At 34.2% G+C, this 20795-nt stretch carries 8 protein-coding genes; 1 reads left to right on the plus strand and 7 read right to left on the minus strand.

What is annotated here, in order from left to right; all coding sequences use genetic code 11:
* A partial coding sequence (locus B3J44_RS18015; RefSeq protein ID WP_286970132.1) for an HAD-IC family P-type ATPase occupies positions 1–1076 on the minus strand: 1076 nt, incomplete at its 3' end.
* A gap of 221 nt (positions 1077–1297) precedes the next feature.
* On the opposite strand from B3J44_RS18015, the gene B3J44_RS18020 reads away from it, so the two are divergent.
* The gene (locus B3J44_RS18020; RefSeq protein ID WP_198858494.1) at positions 1298–1756 is read left to right on the plus strand and encodes an RNA methyltransferase; all 459 of its coding nucleotides are present in this window, start codon (positions 1298–1300) and stop codon (positions 1754–1756) included.
* A gap of 62 nt (positions 1757–1818) precedes the next feature.
* Here the strand turns inward: B3J44_RS18020 and katG are convergent, their stop codons facing one another.
* The 6 genes from katG to B3J44_RS18050 all read right to left on the minus strand — a co-directional run bounded on the left by katG (position 1819) and on the right by B3J44_RS18050 (position 20223).
* On the minus strand, positions 1819–4092 hold the full coding sequence (gene katG, locus B3J44_RS18025) for a catalase/peroxidase HPI (RefSeq protein WP_286970134.1): 2274 nt from the start codon (positions 4090–4092) through the stop codon (positions 1819–1821).
* Positions 4093–4557: 465 nt separating this feature from the next.
* Entirely contained in the window at positions 4558–6369 is a 1812-nt protein-coding gene (locus B3J44_RS18030; RefSeq protein WP_286970138.1) for a hypothetical protein, read from the minus strand.
* A complete protein-coding gene (locus B3J44_RS18035; protein WP_286970140.1) occupies positions 6359–12148 on the minus strand; it encodes a hypothetical protein in 5790 nt (1929 codons plus the stop codon). Before B3J44_RS18035 ends, B3J44_RS18030 begins: the two co-directional genes overlap by 11 nt.
* Positions 12149–12158: 10 nt before the next feature.
* Positions 12159–15581 (minus strand): hypothetical protein, encoded by a 3423-nt coding sequence (locus tag B3J44_RS18040; RefSeq protein ID WP_286970142.1) that lies wholly within the window; start codon positions 15579–15581, stop codon positions 12159–12161.
* Complete coding sequence (locus B3J44_RS18045; RefSeq protein WP_286970144.1) at positions 15578–18994, minus strand: DUF6603 domain-containing protein; 3417 nt, start codon at positions 18992–18994, stop codon at positions 15578–15580. Before B3J44_RS18045 ends, B3J44_RS18040 begins: the two co-directional genes overlap by 4 nt.
* Positions 18991–20223, minus strand: coding sequence for a S8 family peptidase (locus B3J44_RS18050; protein WP_286970145.1), 1233 nt, complete (start codon positions 20221–20223; stop codon positions 18991–18993). Before B3J44_RS18050 ends, B3J44_RS18045 begins: the two co-directional genes overlap by 4 nt.
* Positions 20224–20795 lie beyond the last annotated feature (572 nt).

Consider the following 20795-nt stretch of genomic DNA (forward strand, 5'->3'; position numbering starts at 1 on the left):
ATTTCCATAGGATCAAAAGGAATTGGCTCGCTTGCCCACATAGCAGTCGTAAGAAGTTCTTCTGTTTCTTTTATATCTTTGAATGTATTAATTCCAGCCTCTATCCCAGATGGCAGATAAAGTCCAGCCAAATCCATTTTATTTTGGGTAATTGTTCCAGTTTTATCTGTACAGATTACTGTAGCACTTCCTAATGTTTCTACTGTTTTCATCTGTTTTACAACAATCCCGATTTTCATAAGTCTGCGAGCTCCAAGCGCCATAAATGTGGCAAAAGCAACTGGAATTTCTTCTGGCAGAATACTCATTGCAAGTGTTAGTGCCAATAGAAGACTTTGGAGCACATTCCCCACTCGCAAGTAGTTCAAAATCCATACTAAAATGAATACGAAAGCACCAGTAAAAATCATTTTTTTTACAAAATTCCCAATCTGTATTTCTAATGGTGTTTTTTCTGTATCTATAGATTCTAAACTGCTTCCTATTTTGCCTAATCTTGTGTCATTTCCAATTTCGGTTACTTTAACTATGGCTAATCCGCTGGCTGTAATAGTTCCAGAAAAAACCTTATTATCTTCTTGATTACTATCTTTAAAAACAGCCATTGATTCGCCAGTTAGTATTGCTTCATTTACTGAAAAATCATTGGATTGTATAATTATTCCATCAGCCGGAACCAAAGCGCCTTCTTCAATTACTACCAAGTCTCCAACAACAATATCTTGCGTTTTAATGTTCTGGTATTTTCCATCACGAATAACTGTACACAAAGGCTCTATAAATTCTTTTAATTTTGCCAAAGCATTCTGACTTCTTTTTTCCTGATAAAGTGAAATTGCAGCAATCAACAATATAGAAACTAAAAGAAAAAATCCATCGCTATACTGTCTATTAATAAAGTAAATTCCGGAAGCGGCAAGCAGCAACAGAATCATTGGTTCTGCAAAAACATTTTTAAAAAAAGCTAAAATTCTATTCTCTTTCTTATAATGATACTGATTAGTCCCGAATTCTTTTCTAGATTCGGCCACCTCATTAAAGTTTAGTCCAGTTAATTCTTGCTCGTTTGCTTCCATATAATTTCTAATAAAAATAACAGTTGAGTAAAATATTGCCGAACGATTTCAACAATCGATTTCTTTACTCTTATAAAAATATACCATTACCATAAATTTAAATATAATAATGTGTCTTTTTAGGTTTCATTTTGCGATTTGAAACAATCTTTACAGACCACACACTCTTTTGATCTCAATAAAATATTGATTTATGTACTTACACTTTGTATTTTTGCCATATGAATGACAACTTTATAAATGAATATTTCGGTATAGGAATACAAAATGGTAAAACGCCTGAAAACTTAGGTGTTTTGTGGCGATCAGCTCAAAACTTAGGCGCAACTTTCATATTTACTATAGGCAATCGATATGCTAAACAGGCTTGTGATACGCATGATGCTGTAAAAGCAATTCCTTACTTCCACTATGATACTTTTGAAGCTTTTTTTGAAAATTTACCAAAAGGAGCCCGATTAGTTGGGGTTGAATTATCTGAAAAAGCCTCTGATTTAGAAACTTTTGAACATCCTAGACGTTGTGTTTATATATTGGGCGCAGAAGATCATGGTTTATCTAAAAAAGTTATGGATAAATGCCATCATTTAGTAAAATTTAAATCTGAAAAAAGTTTAAATGTGGCTGTTGCAGGAACTATTGTAATGTACGATAGAAATTTGTCTAAACCGCGTTCTTAAAAGTTAATAAAAAAAAGACGCCACAAGGGCGTCTTTTTAGTTTACTATCCTTCTCAGTTGCATTATTTTCTTAAGTCAAATCTGTCTAGATTCATTACTTTAGTCCATACTGCGATAAAATCATTTACAAATTTCTCATGAGCATCCGCAGCAGCGTAAACTTCTGCTATCGCTCTCAATTCTGAATTTGAACCAAAAACAAGATCGGCACGTGTTCCTATCCATTTTGGTTGTCCTGAACTTCTGTCGTTTCCTGTATAAAGTTCTTTATCATTTGAAACAGATTGCCATTGTGTGTTCATATCTAGTAAATTAACAAAAAAGTCATTTGTCAAATAACCAGGTCTATTGGTAAACACACCATTTTTACTTTCGTCAGCATTAATATCCAAAACACGAAGTCCGCCTAAAAGCACTGTTAATTCTGGTGCGGTAAGAGTTAAAAGATTTGCCTTATCTATAAGAAGCTCTTCTGTTAAAACAGAAGATTTTGTTTTTCTGTAATTTCTAAACCCATCTGCTTTTGGTTCTAAATATCCAAAAGATTCAACATCTGTCTGTTCTGCAGATGCATCCATACGTCCAGGTGAGAAAGGTACTTTAGCTGAAGTTCCTGCATCTTTAGCCGCCTTTTCAACTGCTGCACTACCAGCAAGAACTATTAAATCAGCCAGTGAAACTTTTTTGTCGCCATTTGCTTCATTAAAATCTTTTTGAATAGCCTCTAATTTATCTAAAACCACTTTAAGAGCAGTTGGATTGTTTACTTCCCAATCTTTCTGCGGTGCGAGTCTTATACGTCCACCATTAGCTCCTCCGCGTTTATCAGAACCTCTAAAAGTAGAGGCAGAAGCCCAAGCTGTAGAAACCAATTGTGATATGCTTAATCCTGAGTTTAAAACTTTCTCTTTTAGCTGTGCTATATCCTCATCGTTTATTAGTGTGTGATTTACCGCAGGAATAGGGTCTTGCCACAAAAGTTCTTCTGATGGCACTTCAGATCCTAGATATAAAGTACGCGGTCCCATATCGCGGTGCGTCAATTTAAACCATGCTCGAGCAAAAGCATCAGCAAACTCATCAGGATTTTCTAGAAAGCGACGAGATATTTTCTCATAAGCAGGATCTAATCTTAATGATAAATCTGTAGTAAGCATTGTTGGCAAGTGCTTTTTGTTAGCATCAAATGCATCTGGAATAATTGCCTCCGCATTTTTTGCTACCCATTGATGCGCACCTGCAGGACTTTTAGAAAGTTCCCATTCATAAGCAAATAAATTTTCAAAAAAGTTATTGCTCCATTGTGTTGGTGTTGTTGTCCAAGTAACTTCAAGTCCACTTGTAATCGCGTCACTGCCTTTTCCTGAGCCAAAACTATTTTTCCACCCTAGTCCCTGTAATTCTAAACCAGCTGCTTCAGGCTCTGCCCCAACATGATCTGATGAAGCAGCTCCGTGAGTTTTACCAAAAGTATGTCCGCCAGCAATTAATGCTACTGTTTCTTCATCATTCATTGCCATACGCCCAAAAGTATCTCTGATGTCTTTAGCAGCCGCAATCGGGTCTGGATTTCCATCTGGTCCTTCAGGATTTACATATATAAGTCCCATCTGCACTGCTGCAAGAGGTTTTTCAAGATTTCTACTATGAATGTTTCCATCTGCATCATCATCTGATGAAACTACTCCATGATCTTTTGGAACGCCTTCAGAACCATCTTTATAACGCTCATCGCCACCTAACCATGTAGTTTCAGATCCCCAGTAAACAGATTCATCTGCTTCCCAAACATCAGCACGTCCTCCTGCAAAACCAAATGTTTTAAAACCCATTGATTCTAGTGCAACGTTACCAGTTAAGATTAACAAATCGGCCCACGAAATCTTTTGTCCATATTTTTGTTTTATTGGCCAAAGCAATCTTCTTGCCTTATCAAGACTCACATTATCAGGCCAGCTGTTAAGAGGAGCAAACCTCTGCTGTCCTGCTCCTGCTCCGCCTCGTCCATCATGTACTCTATAAGTACCTGCACTATGCCACGCCATTCGTATGAAAAGACCTCCATAGTGACCAAAATCTGCAGGCCACCAATCTTGTGAATCAGTCATAAGAGCATGTAAATCTTTCTTTACTGCCTCAATATCGAGACTTTTAAAAGCTTCAGCATAATTAAAATCCTTATCTAACGGATTTGACAATAACGAATTCTGTCTCAGAATATTTACTTTTAACTGCTTTGGCCACCAGTCACGATTTTTCGTTCCTGAAGCAGCTTGTTTGTCCATGCTCCCATTGTGAAATGGGCATTTACTGATGTCATTTGATTGATTATCCATAAGTTTAAAATTTTATTTTTTACTAAATTACTAACTAATGAAAAAGAAAAATACAGCTGTGAATCATAAATAATTCTTACAGAATAGATAAAATCTATGCAAGTCTTTTTTTATATCCTTAATTACTTATAGCACTACTCGTTATAGATAAATCATGCTTTTCTAAATAAGCAGCAATTTTGTAATATCGAATTTTAATTATATAAATTTAATAAAAAGAATCCTTTTATTTTTATAAACATTTACTTCCCTGTCTGTTACGTTCGAATTTTCGGGCACAGACTCGGAAGTTTTTTTATTTTCGTTAATTTATTAATCATACTTAAAAGTTAAAAATTGAGTCTGAATCCTCGATATGAACACTTCAAAAAGTAAAAAACGAGTCAAATCATTATTTGACTCGTTTTTTTTAGTAAAATTTTTATTCCGTACGATGCTATTTTAATCTTAGAACAAGAAGTTTCATTAGGTCTCCACTTCTCTAATTTGGTCAAATGATAAACCGCTACTACCCTCACCTTTTCCCGTTTTCTTTTTCATACCCAGCCAGACAAATACTTCACCATTGAGCCAACGTGTACGCTGAAATGATTGCGAAATTTTAACGCCCGCTCTAGGCACTTCTTCTTCATGAATATAATAAGCCGAACTGAAAGGCAGATCCTCAAGACCTTCTCTCAATATACTTGATTGTGGTTTAACCTTTTCAGGAATATTTTTATCCCCTTGAATGACTCTAAGCATCGAGGCTCGCTGAAGCTGAATCTCTCTACTCTCATTTTTTTTGTGTACTGGAACAAATGGTATCCAATTTTCAGGTACGTCGGTCATTGCTTGATAGCTAATTTTTGCCGCATAAGGAATATTTAACGGATTAAGATCTTGCTGTACAATATTTTCATGAAATTGTCTTATACGTAATGCCGCTTCATTTGCTTTTCCGCCAACACCTATTGCTGAAGAAACAATTGTTTCGACACCCCAGACCATATTAGCCATTTCATCTCTTATTAAAACTACTTCTTCTACAGGATCACTTTCGTGTACCTTCAATGCCGTAGGCGAAAGAAAAAGGGTATTGTCTTGTTTTACAGAATTTAGCTTAAACATACTCCATATATTTTTTTCTTCACCAATTTTTTCTGTAGGCTTAATCCATGTTGTTTCTCCAAAATTATTTTTAACCGTAAGGCCTTCTATATTAGCTAATGAACCTATTGGCAAAACATATGGCACTACAAACCAATCATTGGCAAACACTAATCCAAATTCTATTAATAAGAGTTTGGAGAGATCTGTTGTTGCTGGATTTACATCTCCAAAACTTGTCTTACTGTCTTCAAATTGCCACCATCTTGTATTAGGCATTCCGTCAAAAGCTACGTGAGAGGGAATAAATGTATCTGAAAATTTATTTAACAGAACAGGCGTATTTACTCCTGTTTTTTCTTCAATATCAAAAACATACCACTCCGGATGTCCTTGATAATACTCTTTTGCTTGTATTGTTTTTACTGTTGCTTCTGTTGTAGAATTGCATTCAAACTGATATTCAAATTTCTCAGGCAACCATGCGTTTTGATTTTCATCAATTGGCTGAAAATAGAGTTTACGATACCAATCTTTAAAATCTTCACCTAACTGATCTAATTTTGTTTCATCACCTAGTGCAAGAATTACGATCCCATCTGACGCAGGTATTCCTTTTGTAATTTGATCGTATAAAGCATAACCATCCATTGCTCGGCCATTAATTGCTGAGTATTGCTGCCAGACTTCTTTGTGCGCATAAATATATGCCGAATCACGATTGTTTTGAGGCAATACAAACTGAAATTTTTCAAGAAAAACATCATAATAAGCTGGCGATTTTAACTTCAATAACTTCAGCCAATATTTTCCTAATTGAAGACGAATATCTAAACTTATCTTTTTTCCATCGCGAACAAAAGGTATTTTTTTTTGCTCTACTTTTACTTCAAGCGGAATATTTTTGTCAAAATCTTGCAAGGAATGATCAGCTGCTTTATATTTTTGCAGGTTTGAGCTCGTAATATGGATTTTTGCAAATACTGGAGAACCTGCATCATTTGCTTTGAACTCACCCATTTGCCATTGCTTAGTAAGCATCCATAATGCATCTCTCACTTCTGCTTTTAAGGCTTTGTCAAAATTATGTGTTCTTGGACGTCCTTCGAGTCTATTCCACATTACTACTGTAGAATATAATCTTTGAGCAAGTGCATGATTAATATCTGTGATTTGATTAACTTTCATTATTAATTATTTTATAGATATTATTATTAACAGAAAGGTTTGTAGCAGCAGTTATATACTGCATTGTAACTGCCATCATTGTAGTTGGTAAAAACTGCGCATAGCTTGTATTTTCAATCTGAACAGGTTCTACTGCTCGTTTTTTAGCCATTTCTAATGTCTCTTCCATCGATTCTATAATGTCACTCCATTTCCATTTTCCTGTAAATTCTGGTGGGGTTACAAGAAGCATAGTTTGTGGCGGCTCACTATTGGGCTGATCGTAATGAAATGCAATTCCTGTTGTTTCTTCACCACCAGGAATCAACTCGATCCATTCATCTATCAAAATACCACATTGTGGTTGTGTTTTATCAAATGCGGTTGCAAAATGGGATGTATATAATAATTTATCATTATTAATATTGAAAATGTATTTGCCATTGGCATCTTTTTCTGCTGGATTATTCTCGTCTCTAAATTTCATTGCAAGCCAACGGTCGTTTACTTGATAAGGAAATTGAGTTGGCGTAAGATCTAATTCTATTTCAGGTTTAAATGAGCTAACCAAAAAACCGATATTTTCCCAATGATGCACTTTTTCTCTTACTCTTGATGTTCCTCCTAGCCAATCTTCTATAGGAAACAATCTTGATTCAAGTGTTTTAACATAAGATAAAAGAGTATCGCTATCATTAACGGCATTCTCAAATTCAGTACCTGCAAAAGTGTTTAATACAAAGCGAGGCAACAACAAAGCTTCTTCACCCAATATTTTTTTCGCAGCCTTAAGCAATATTTCAATTTTATTAGCATTTACTACAGTATCATCTGCTTCTTTAATCAATTCTGTACAATTGGTAATTTTTTCAGAAATGTACTTTTGTAGATTCTTCATAGCAGATACAATTCCTTCTTTTAATAGTGCTAGTTCCAGTATTTCTTCTTTGCAATCATTCCTTCCATTAACGGTATCAAATAGAATTACATCAAAATCACTCAACTTTTTCATTGTATTGGTTACATCTATTATAAAATCTATGACTTTCGGCTTCGGATTAGATTGCAATAATTTCAATTCCAAATAAAAGGCATCAAAATTTATTTTTTTCACATCATATATTGCTTTATAATTAGTTGTAGTTGTTACAGGAAATGTAAGAGTCGAAGATATTTTCATCTCCGCTTTTTTTAAGAGATCAATTCTTTCCTCATCAGTAGTTGCTCCTGCATATGCTGTCATGATCAGATTTAAGTCATTTATTTTATCATTCCATCGCTCTATTATGGCGTTTATCTTACTAAATAACTTATCATATACTGCCGCAACACTACTATAAATAAAGCCTGTACCAGTTTGAATATTATCTAATTTTGCCGCATTAAGAAACTGCTCTACTGCATCTTCAACAAAAGCATCCAAAAAGGAAAAATCTGCTGCATAACCCAACAAATATTGCTCGTACTTGTCTTTTAAGTTGATAGCCTCAATTGGTGTAACAATTCCGCTAATACTATTTTCGAAATTGGTTAGAATTGCATTTTTATTGTCTAAAACAGGATTCGTCAAATACTCTTTTAAGTCGTTTTGCAACTGCATTTTAATCGTTTCTAATGTCATAGAATCGCTAATTGCAGTACCAATATCTGTTTTTAATTGATCTGAAATATTTTCAATAGATTTGACAGCTGCTATTTTAATCTCAATCGCATTTTTAATTGGCTGTAAATCGTCATCCATTAATTTCACAACAGTATCTTTTAACTTTTTATCATCCAAAATGGAGACTATAGACATGGTTTCTTTAGGCATTATTACTTCTGCCGGACTAATGAATTTTGCTCCTATTAGTATCTTTCGCAAACTTTTTATGAGTGCAGACAACTCAAAGAAAGATACATTTGATTTATTGATCGTATTTACTGGAGTAGTGTAATTTATTGTTATTTCTGTTTTTGCATGTTTTGATTTTTTGTAACGTACAAAATTCATAATCCTATCATCCAGCTCTGTCATAGCTTGTTCGGTATCTCCATTTAAAACATACAACAAATCAATGGCTTCTAAACCTAAGTCTTTTTGAGAAACAGTAATAGGGATTTCTGTTTCTATTGGATTACTATAGGATACATTACATAGAATTTTATCCGGTTCTGGTAAAATACTTTTCAGCCATTTATTTATTGCAGGTTCTGCTTTACTTCTAGCACCATCAGTTGCTAGTGAAGTAGCATTGGCATCAAATTGAATGGTCATTCGGTTAGTAAGAGCAACTCCACTTCTTGGAGTATTTATAATATCAATATCTGGCGGATAAGTGCCTTTGCTAATTGCTTCAGCATTTCCTGATGCTCTTTCAAAGTTACCTTGCACTACTTGGTAAACCTGTTCTGCCATTATAAGATCAGAGATAGCGTCACTAATGTCAATGATTCGATCTAACTCGTCTTTTATATTTTTTGCTTGGGTTGCATCTGCAACTGGTAAATTAAGATTTGCAGATAAAGCATATGGATATACTTTGACAGTTGCATCTTTTACATAATTTATGAATTTAAGTCCGTCCAGAACATTGTTTGCTTCTTTTACTTCTTGAATTTCATCTGGTTTGGATTTTGTATCTTTTAAATTATCAGCCACCAATGGAAATGCTTTTCTAAGTGGATAAATAAATTTACTGGCCTCTCCTAATCCAGCACTGTATTTATCGTGAAGACCTCGCTCAAAATGATATCCTAATAAAGCTCCTAAGCTTTGCCCATTGCGCATGCCTTCTAAAAAACTCGTTGCTACTCTTACTCTATCTGAGGTAAGATTAATAGCGAAAGGATTCTCATTGCTTGCATTTTTGTTACTATCATAAGCGTTTCTAAGAATAGCAGCTGTAGCGGCGTGATTCAAAGATGGAGCATGAATATATCCTAAATTTTTACTGTCAGACTGTAATGCTTTAAAATTTCCTTTATTAAATATCTCTTCTAAGTCATCTGATAGTATTTCATCTGTAAATACTTTTTCTTCTGGTTTCAGATCAAGCAGCCATCCATAAGCACCTAAATAAATACCCTTTCCGTCTGGATTGTTTGCTTCTTTTTTCGCCCTTAGTTCCATAAGTTTATACTGGACTAATCCTGTCTTCCATGCATCTATTCGATAATTGCAGCAATCCAAATGTTCTGCTAGCAAACGTTCTAATCTTGCTGTAGGCGTTTGTTCTAATACCTTTAATGCATCTAGCGTTTCTCTCAAATGTTGAGTTTCATCCATTTGCTTTAACACATCGGACTTATAAATATAATCAACAAGATTTAATTTACTATCTCCAGTGATTGATGGAAAGGCGTTGTACAAATGTTCAAACTTACTTTTTCCGGTACCATTTTTTTCTATATGAATAAAATCTGGATCATGAAAAAGTTTCTTGCTTGATATAATATTATTTGCAATTAAAAACTTTGCTCCTACTGTTGATTGCACTTGCATTAATGAATGTTTTAACAGCAGATATAATAATGCATTTGGCGCTGGATTACCTCCAAAATTTTCTGTACGTATTTGATCTGGAGTTGATTTTATAAGCCATTCAATGTAATTTAAACTATTTGAAGTATAGGTTCTTATTGGTTCTGTTTCTGAATCGGGAACATCATCAATAAAAGGTCCCTTCAATAAATTAGGTTTGCTTAAAAAGTATTTTTCAAGTATTGGTAATTTTTCGTCTTCTAAACTAATCCCTAATTGATTGATTATCATAGCACCTCTTTGCTTAATAAATTCAGCGATATAATCTCCCCATATTGGACCATATTGCAAAGTAAGCTGATTGTATAGCTGATTTAAAGTTTGCGCATATCGTTGATGAAATTCTATCGAATTGGCGTGCAAACCCAGTACATCCATTAATATCTGGTGAGCATCTCCAGCTTTTCCTAAATATGCAACATTTGGCTTTAGAGAGTCCCAAGTTTTATCCATTTTCATGATTAAAGCATGAAGCTGACTTAGAAAATTTTTCCTTACTGATGAAGATGAGGACGATGATTGGATATCACTTGACTTTAAAAAATTTAATTTTGAATATACTGATATTGGAAGAATCCCATAAGGTTGTTTTCCTATTCTAATGGCTGGTATTGGACCTCTTCCCGAAACAAATCCTGAAAAGAAAGCTTTAGTGGCATCTATATCCCGATCATTAAATAACGGATCCATCATCTCTTCCATAAAATAACCCAATGTTGCAGGAAACAATGCTGTATTCATGGCATAAGCTTCTAACTGGTCTTTGCCATTGGCATTATTAACAACTTTTAAGATATCCGAATCGATACCCAAACAATCTGCTAGTTTTTCTCCATCTGATTTTTTGTCCAGGTCATCTTCGATATTAAAGCTTTCTTTGCCACTAAATAAAGCTTCATAGCTTTCATTTCCGTCGTCACTCCAAGTATATCCAGCAGGAAGATCTTCTGTATTATTCGTTGCAGTTCCTTGTTTTAAAAGTTCAAAACCATTTTTACTGTAAAAATGGTTCGTAATTAGTTTTTGCAATTGTAACTGGCCGTCTTTTTCATTAGAAGTAAAACTTATACCTGTTACAAATAGTTTTTCAAAACCTTTTTCTGCTTCTGTTGTTGTTAGGTCTATTTTTATTGCCATTCCAACCTGCAACGCTTTTTCAAAATCTACCATCCAACTTAACTCTTCATTTAAAATCAAATCATTATTAGCGTCTTTAGTTAATTGATCTGTACCGTTTAAAGAAGGATCAACACTTACTGCTAGATTTTCTTTTACTGGATTATCAAACAGTATTGTTTTTTTAGTACTCCCATTATAGAGTGTTACTACAAATTTATCTGGCAGTGCGATGGTTTTTGCAGATTGGGTCCACGAACTTTGTTTAGCGGTATAATCTGGAAACACTATTTCTGAGATTACTATTTTATCAATATCCTGATCTGATGAAATTTCATCTGAAATATTTATTGGAATATAATTTTCTTGAATTAGTTTCGCTATTGATGCATCTGTTGCAATGACGAGGTTATTATTTGCCGTTTCAATTTCTAAAGTATTACCTTTTGCCTTGTAGACCGCTCTCCAATATTTAACAGCCTCATTTTTTTGCACAGCACTTAACACTAATTGTGTGTTCACAATAAAAAATTTATAATCAGCGCTAGGCTTTAGCAGTTTTTCATTTGTTGGTTTAAATTCTTTGATAATCCATGCAGAGCGACCTGTACCATGACTACTAACTAAACTTCTCCAAGCGGCCTTCTCCTCCTCTACAATTCCACCTGCTTTCCACATCTCTATCCAAAAAGATTTAGCATTCTTTAATTCCGATTCAGAAAGAATATCTTCTTTACCATTAATATTACAATCGTCAGGATAAACCCGTAACCATAATTGTTTCTGGTTTCCTGTTGACTTGAATCTTGTTTCTAAACGAAGCGGAAACATCAATATAGGAATATTGTCATTTAGCTCTCCTATTTTTTTTACTGGGTCAAGCTGAGCTAAAAATCCTCCTGCGAGATTCTCAAAATTATTTTTTAAAGTTTGTTTTGAAATTGTAATTTTTTCAATTTCTTCTACTAATGACTTTCTTTGTTCTTCATTACTTTTTATTTTTTCTTCGCGCTCTTGTTCATTAAGACCTTTTAACTCCTCTTTTTCGAGAGCATTTAATTTATCCAATTTCGCTTTTGTCTTCTGTAGATCCAAATCTATCTTAAGCGCCTGATTGCGATTGTTATGACGTTCGTCCTGAATATTTCCTAATTCGCTCATGAGTATAAAATTATTTTGGTAACATTCTACTTGCGTGCACACCTACCAATACAGGAACCTGATAAAGTATATATGCTAATTCTGCCGAGTTTGTATCTGGGCTCCATTTTGCTTGCACATCTTCAGGATTGGGTTTATTTTCCTGATCGATATTTGCATTGTATATTCTTTTAGTTGCATCTGGCTCACCAGCATCGGCTACTACTGTTTTGTTAATTTCGATACAGTTTCCGTCTATAGTTTCAATATTTTTCCAAGAAAGATTATTCCAGTTTATCACTCTATTATTGGTTGCTTCTTTTTTTGCTTTTTCAATATCCAAACCAAACCTTGCCTCTCCTGGCACTTCTTTAATTACAAAAAACCATCCAGGATCATCAGTCAACGATGTTGGGTTTAATTTGCCTCTAGCTTCTTCGTCATCTAAATCGAAACCTATGAAATAGATATCGGGATCAACTTTTGCTTCAAAAAGAGGGGTTTTAATTATTGTTGCAGGTGGATTTTTTTCTTCACTTTCTGTAAGTTTTGCAAAAACCCTTTCGTTCTTAACATTTCTTGGTGATGGTGCTGGTTCTCCTGCCTCTATAGTTTGATCTGGTCCCCAATCTGCTTTGTGAGCATAAACTACTGCTGTCGGGTATTTTTTTAAAAGCTCTCCGCGAATTACTAATACTAACTGTGTTTTACCGCTTACTAATGCTCTTTGGTTATGCTGTCCAAGCTCATTTTTTAACGGAGAATCTACTTGAGAAGGAAATACTTTTCCGGTATTATTTTTAGACCATTCGTGTATCTTAGGAATATCTCTTAATTGTTCCTTTATGTTATCTGCTACAGGCTGTGAGGGTAGAAAACTTTTGACATCCCAAAATTGTCTAAAATAAGAACCACGTTGATCTGTGGGATATTCCCTCCACAATAACTCACGAGACATTTCATGATTTAAGCCCACCATATAAGATTCAATGAACTTTTGGTTGTTTTCTAAAAGTGTTATACTGTTTTGCTCAATCAAATTAATATTAGGCAGAAATAATTCTGAAGATAATTTTACCAGAGGATCATACATTGGTAAATCAATTTCGGGATAAACCATTACTGGTTTAAAAGTTTCTACCAAATTAGCGGCTATATGTGCAGGTATAGAAATACCGCTGTAGACTCTTTTAGGAATAGTAACTAAAGGATCGAGCGACTGAACTATAGTGTTTGTTATTGCCGTTAAATCGACTTTGGTTCTAACAGAATCTTCAAATTTTATATTAACAATGGCGAATACATCTTTTAGTGCATCTTTAAACCTTAAGCTTTCTTCGCTTTCTGTACTACCTATTGATGGTGTTATACTTGTGCCTGGCATTGTTATTACAAAATCTGGGCTCTTTGGATATCCGTCAACCGCTTCAACTGTTTGGCTGTCTTGAGTAACTGCATCTGCTTTTTTCAGCTCTTTTTCCCATTTATTCAATTTATTAAATAGCCATGCCAGCAATACCCCAAATGCTACAAATAATACACCTATAATTGTTGACTTAAACAAAATTACTAGTAGAAACAAAACCAGCAGTAGTAGTAATAAAAGATATTTAAACCAGTTATGTTTTTTCAACAAGCTAACTATTGACGGAGGAATATCTTTTGGCGCAGCCGCCCCTGCGACATCAGTAAGATTAATAGCTCCTTGAGGATCAACTTTTGGAGGCACTATGATTACTTCTCCATCATTTATTCTATCAATTAAATTATGGGAAGTAATTTGTTCATTAAAATTAAGCTTTTTCATTGCTCTACCTCTTGGTCTAGTAATACTTCTGAAAGTTCCAGAAATAACTGCATGAGGTATTACACTTTCTATAATATGTTTATGCGCTGTAAGGTTTTTATAAATTATTCTTTTATGAACTGGTGCACTAAACACAAAGGCTCTTTCTGTAATGAGTGATATGAGATGTTTTTTATAATATTTAGAAGATACCTCTGCGGCAAGTTGCGCAAATCTTATCTTATTATTAGCTTCTACGACTTTACCAACCTGTTCCCAAGCCGCCTGCATATATTCTTCTTGATTTTTTTGAATAACTTTTGTCCCTAGACCAGAAGCTATTCTAAAGCGAGGATCAAGATTTAATTCATGAATCCAATTTTTATTATTTGGTAGATCAACACTATTGTAATCTTTTAATAATCTTTGCTGTAATGCATGCCAGCTACCATATAGAGGTGATGAAATTACCGGATCAGGATCTCCACTCCCAGAATCGCTTTCTTTTAGAATACCTGCTTCAAAATTAATCTGTTCAATATTTTTAGCTGCATTAGCATAATCATCTGCAAGATTTATTTTCTTCGCCATTCCTTTTGTAAAAGGATGCGGATAGGGATTTTCATCCCATTGATCGTATTTTTTTACATCCTCTTTATCTTCTTGTTTCAATGAATCAAATGGTACTCTAAGCGCTCCTCCGAGTTTTAAAACATTATTTAATTCTGTATCATTTATTAGAGGAAGATTAGAACCTGGATGCACCACATCTATATCTCTCACACCTACACTTTTATCTGCAGGTTTAGGTTGCAAAAGATTTACCAGATATTCAAAATCACCTACAGTGCCCGTTTTAAATCCCCAGCGATAATAATATGGAAATTCGATACTGCTTGTATCATCCCATCCACATTTTGTTGCAACTAGCACATCTGGAATATCTCTTCCAAGACCAGCCAATCTACCACTTTCAAACGTAGGTATTAGGAAAGCATGATATGACGTATTAACTTCTAATTTACGAGGACATATTATTCTTGAATATGCACTATCTGGTTTTGTATTAATTACATTTGTAATTCCTGAATTTATCACTTCTGAATCTGCAGCGTTTGGAGCCGCACCATTCGACAAATCAGTATTAACATGAACATGTGCCCAAGCCCATAATTCACTTGATTTTGGAAATATTGTTGATGTTGTTTTTCCTTCCTTCATTTTAAAGAAGGGCAACGGTTTATCTATTACATTTTTTCCATCCTCAAATTCATCTTCTTTAAGTACAACAAGAGTTAACCATGGCCGCAGTCTATCTAACGTCGGTCTAGCTGGTGTATATCGCCAAGGAAAATCTTCTTCATAAAATTCAATGTAAGGCAAATAATTTGGTTCAAAATTAGCAATATTATTTCGTGGTTCCGTTTTTACAATTGCTTTGCTTTCAATACCTACAATATCGCCAGGACCATATAGTTGAATCTCTTTTTCTGGCATCACTCTGTTATCAGATGTTTTTCCATCTACTTTTACAGCATCAAGTTCTAATGTCACCTTTATGGAAGCTCGTAATAAAACAGAAGACTCATTATCTCCTTTGAGAATATTGTTAGCCAGCCCTTGTCTCAGCCAAGGCAGGAAAGAATAATTTGCTAATTTATCACTCATGACTCTTGTAATTCATAATTAGGAATAATGTGCAACTCTTTTTTAAGACTAGGCTGTTTTGCAACCTGCTCCTCCATATAGGTTTGGGCCATCATTTCGGTAGCAAAAGTTGAATTGTGTGTGTGTGCCTTATTACTATCCTGAAATGCTACTACATAACTTTCTTCATTTACATTTAACTTTTCTGTAAAAGGCTGCAATTTTTCTGAATAGTTTTTTGATAGTACTGATTTAGATACGCTATTACCTTTAAGGAAATGTTCAAACAATAACCCTATTTGCGAAAATAATTTCCCTTTTCTTAATGGTTTTACTGGCTCTTTATCTACAATAGTTATTTCATATTCCACAATTTTTCTAACAAACTTTCCATTCTTAATAGTTAATCCTCCTAAAGAAATTTGCACTCCTCCAGGCATTTTTTCGAATGAGGGTTTAGATAATTTTTCCGCATCACTTAAATTTTGATATTGTGCGCGTGCAAAATCTTCATTCACATCAGATATTTTAAGTTCAATACCTGAGCTACTGGCTCTTTTTATGGTTATCTTTTGCACATCGCTTACTTTCTGACTGCCAACTTTATCAATTTTTACTTGTAAAGGCAACATTTTTTGCTGTACCACTAGTGAACCGGCAGGATGTAGCACCAACTGCTCTGTTGTAGCTTTTTCTATATTCCGCAACGTTACCAGCAAGTTCTTGCTATTAGAAAGTAAAGTATTCCAATATTCTCTTTTTTGCAAATCGTCTATAAACTTTTGATATATTGCAATTTCAGGAAGAGTTGTATTGGTTGGGTCGCCCCAAGTCACATCAAAGTCAGCCGAAATCTCAAAGAATAATATAGACACACTTCCTGTGCCTCTAGCTCGCCAAGGCGTTGGCCCTTCTAGTGACATTCTCACTCTAACACTTAATATATCCATGCCTGCAGCACTTAATTTGAAGCATGCAGAAACTTCTATTATAAAATAAAAAGGGTTGAATTGAAACAATGCATCAAAACCTATATATCCTTGAATAGAACATACACTTAAATCAAATATAATTTCGGCTTTTGCTCCAAACTGAACTGTATTGGAAGTTACAGCTTGATAACACTCTACACGTATTAATGCTATATCTGTATTTAGGATATTCAGACTCAGTCTTCTCATGGTAGGCAATGAGAGTGGCGGAGGTGTGTAAGAAGGATGAAAACCACCAACAGTCAATAGAAAATCTGGATTATCTCCCCATTTCAATCGTACCGCCATATCTCCTTCCAAAGTCATTGTAAGAATAGAAGACTCATATAAGCTTGCGTCAAAACTTAGCATTTTTTTATCAAAATCTATAATTCCAACAAACAAGACTTGTATTTTTACTATTGGTGCGACATCAGTTGGCAATACAACTTTAAGAACCCCTAATATTGCAATATTACCAGGTATTTCTATAATAATCCCCAGCGAAAGAGAGATTAAAGTCGGGGTTCCCCAACCAATTTTAGCCATTGGTCCAATTAGGAATTTATCTTTATATGTCGGGAAAATCGCTTTAAGATCACTTATTATCCTTGGCGCATTAGCTATTACATTTTGAGGAAACATAATACTATTTACAGCGCCGGTTCTCACTGCATTACGCAACGGATCCACAAGCATTGTTCTATTTAATCCTAAGAGACCACCAACTGCATTTAATGTGAAACCATAACCCAATTGAAAAGGAGGAAAAAACTCTGCAGTAATGATGACGAGCATTGAAAAACCTTTACTGCCATCTGGCATTTTAGTTGTGATTAAACCAATAGCTTTTGCTGAAATAAATCCTGCAATGGTTAGCTCCATAACACCTGCATACTCTTCTTTTTCAAAATCAAAGAATAAATAACCTCCACCAATAACTGCTCCAGCATTAATAGAAAGCCCAAGGCCTTTAGGAGGTTTGAAGCCAAACGCAAGGTCGTGAGTTCCAAAAAAACCATTTGCTCGTTTTACTAACTCAACACTAATCCCAAATTCCTCTACTGTTGCACTAATAACACCAAGGTTTAAACCTCCAGTTACATCTAAAGTAAATTTGTTCTTTTCTAGAAATTCAAGTTGAAATCCAATTCTTGAAATATTAATCGGGCCTAATTCAATATGTGTTGCAATTTGTACCGCTAAATTATTTCCTCCTTCAAAGAAAACACCACCTTTATTATTCCAACCCAATAGTAAATTTCCAGCGTTAATAGTTATTGGCTCCCTAATTAAATTACTAAGAAATGCATCATTTGACAAATCAATCGTTGCAACCAAATTATCCAACCCAGCAGCAATACTAAATTCACCTTTAATATTTCCGCTTACAGCAAACTTAAATTTAGAAAATTCTACTTTAGTCGAATCTCCTATTTTTAATAACTGAATTTGCTTATTGTTTTCTCCGTAAATAAACTCAAATTTTACTCCTGCATTAATATTACCACCAGTGTTATTTGATACTCCCGAAGGATTAATTGTAATAAAGATACCTCCAGTTGCTTCCGCCGAAATAGTTATATTTAATAAAAGCCTTTGAGTTAGTTGCTTTCCACCGCTTGCCGAGCCCTTTACATAAGGAGTTATAGCAAAACCTAAATTTTCAATATTATTGTAATCCCCATAAGGTATGACTTTTAAACCCGCCTCATTAGCAAACGAGGGATTTTCATTAAAATTAATACTTTGAAAATGAGATTGAAAAATAGGAATAACTCCTTCAAAATAATCTTCATTAACTGATATGTTTTTTATGTAGTTATTTAATTCGGGTAATTCAATTTTCCTAATAAAATAAAGAGACAAACCTGTAGCCGATATAAAGAGATTAAGTACTTCTAAAAGTCTATTAAAATCAAATTTCTTTTCATTAAGATTTATCGGATTGCCTCTCCATCCATACACTTCTTTTGCCCATTGAGAATTGTCTGAGATAAAATCTGAAATTCTATCCCAATGCAAACTTTTCTTCTCATAATTAAAATCTCGAGTTGTATCAACCTCTTTTTCAATCAATCCTAAAGCAAAAAATATTGCATACACTATTGGCAACTTATTAGACAAATACCTAATAATCAAATAATCAATTATTTCTATAAAAAAATCATCAGAAAAATAATCTCTAAAATTATTATCCTCTGAAAGTGATTTTAAACTTTTAAATAATGTTATTAAATCTTTAGGATCAAATGCAGCATTTGTATTAGGATCATCATCAAGAAGAGCTGCAACAGTATTAGTAAGTGATTTTATACTGTTTAAAAGATTTGCTATATCCGAACTATTGATATTATAACCAAATTCCCTAAAAAATACAGCAAGCGAATCTGGTGAAGAGGAGGCTTCAAATAATGGCTGGGAGAACCATGTAATTTCTTCTAATATATCCTTTTTTGTCATACTCTACCCCATTTTGAAGAATCGCCCCACTCTGTGCTAGGCCAATCATTTGAATTTGCCACGAGTTCAACTGTAGCAACTGAAGGAAGTGGCAAACTCAATAATTTCTCAACATTAAGTACTCCCATTCCACGATTTATATTATCCCAACCTGCAGGCTTTTCTACTGTATTGGCTAAAACATAACGAAATGCGTCAAGTAAAAAAGGACGTCCATATTTTTTTATTAATAGATCTCTATTATGATAAGCTTGCCAAAGAGCGCAGGCTCCAGCAGTTAATGCTGTTGAATAAGATGTTCCGTTGCTTTTTGGATCAATAATAAAATTGGGAGGAGGCCCTTTTGTTCTAGCTACCGTTACAGCCCAGCCTGGAGTTGTAATATCTACTTCTATTCCATAAAAACCTTCTTTAGGTTGACTTAAGTCTTCATAACAACCCGCAACACATAAAGTATGAGGACTATTCCCTGGGAATATGGGTGAGACTACTCCATGCAAATCTCCTGCAAATTGTCCAGCGGCAGCAATTACAATTATTCCATTTTGTCTAGCCGCTTTTAAAGCATCGGTTAAAAAATTAGGTTTAAAAACACCTCCTAAACTAATAGAAATTACACCTATATTTTGATCTACTAAACTTATACCATGATAAATCGCCTGAGCTAGAGCAGTAAATGTATTTACTTTCCAAGTTGTATCGATACCTAATATTACAGATCTGCATATCCTACAAGGAATTACTTTAACAAGAGGAGCAATACCTGTTATAAAATTTGCTTGAGGAACAGTATAAGCAGGAAATATGGGAGAAGCTGGAGGAGCTGGATTTGGATGTCCTTCTTCACTAAGCATTAACCCAGCTGTTCCTGTCCCATGACTCGGATGCAACCCCCCATTTAAACCGTGATCTAAAATATCTTTGGCTAATTTGTCGGTCGGACGCTGTATTCTAAAATCCCATCTCCAATCTGAATCAGGTATTGCCCAATAACTATCATCGGTCGTAGGTGTAGATACCAAAAAATTTCTACTAATCTTATAATCAGAGTTTAGATATCGACTTCCTTTTAATAATTCAGGATGTTCTGTCCAGCCAGTATCAGGGTGCAAAATAACAATTCCTTCTCCTTTTGCCTTGCCTTGTCCGTGACTAGGAAGTATGAGGTCCCAAGCTTCTTTTACGCGGCAAAGTCTTAAAGGCCACTCTTGGTCATCATACGCTGGCATTTGTGTCCTTTTTAGTTATGATAATTTCCATAACAACATTGAAAAATGGAATAGAATCGGCCGAAACCTCGTTGTAACTATTTAGATTATAACTCCAATAATTACTGAATACGGTTTTAAATAAAGCTAATTTCATCTCGCTAAAAATTAGTTAATCTGTTGTTTTAACTCATAATTATAAACTAACGAACCTTTGTATTTGATTTTTTCTACGGCTGAGATTAAGAGAAGAAGTAATCAATAAGAAAATAAAATACTGATTTTTAAATGATTACAATTTCAAATGTACAAAATTTTATTTAAAATGCGTTTTAAGTTTTATTTTTTTAGAGAGTTTCAAATATTCATTCTTAAATAAATTAAAATGCCGAAATTCTTTTGAAATTTATATTTCATAGATCATTTAGTTTAGTCAAGTTACTTTCTCAACCAAACTTTACGCTCTAGATTTTTTAATGAGAGAAAAAGAGTTTAAAAACGGTTTAGTCAATGATATGCCCTGACAGCATAAATGAAGTTCTATTTTTTTATAGTAATTTTTAAAACTATTATAAAACAAAAAACCCTATCCG

It is taken from the genome of Flavobacterium sp. UBA4854, assembly GCF_002399805.1.
GTDB lineage: Bacteria > Bacteroidota > Bacteroidia > Flavobacteriales > Flavobacteriaceae > Flavobacterium > Flavobacterium ginsengisoli.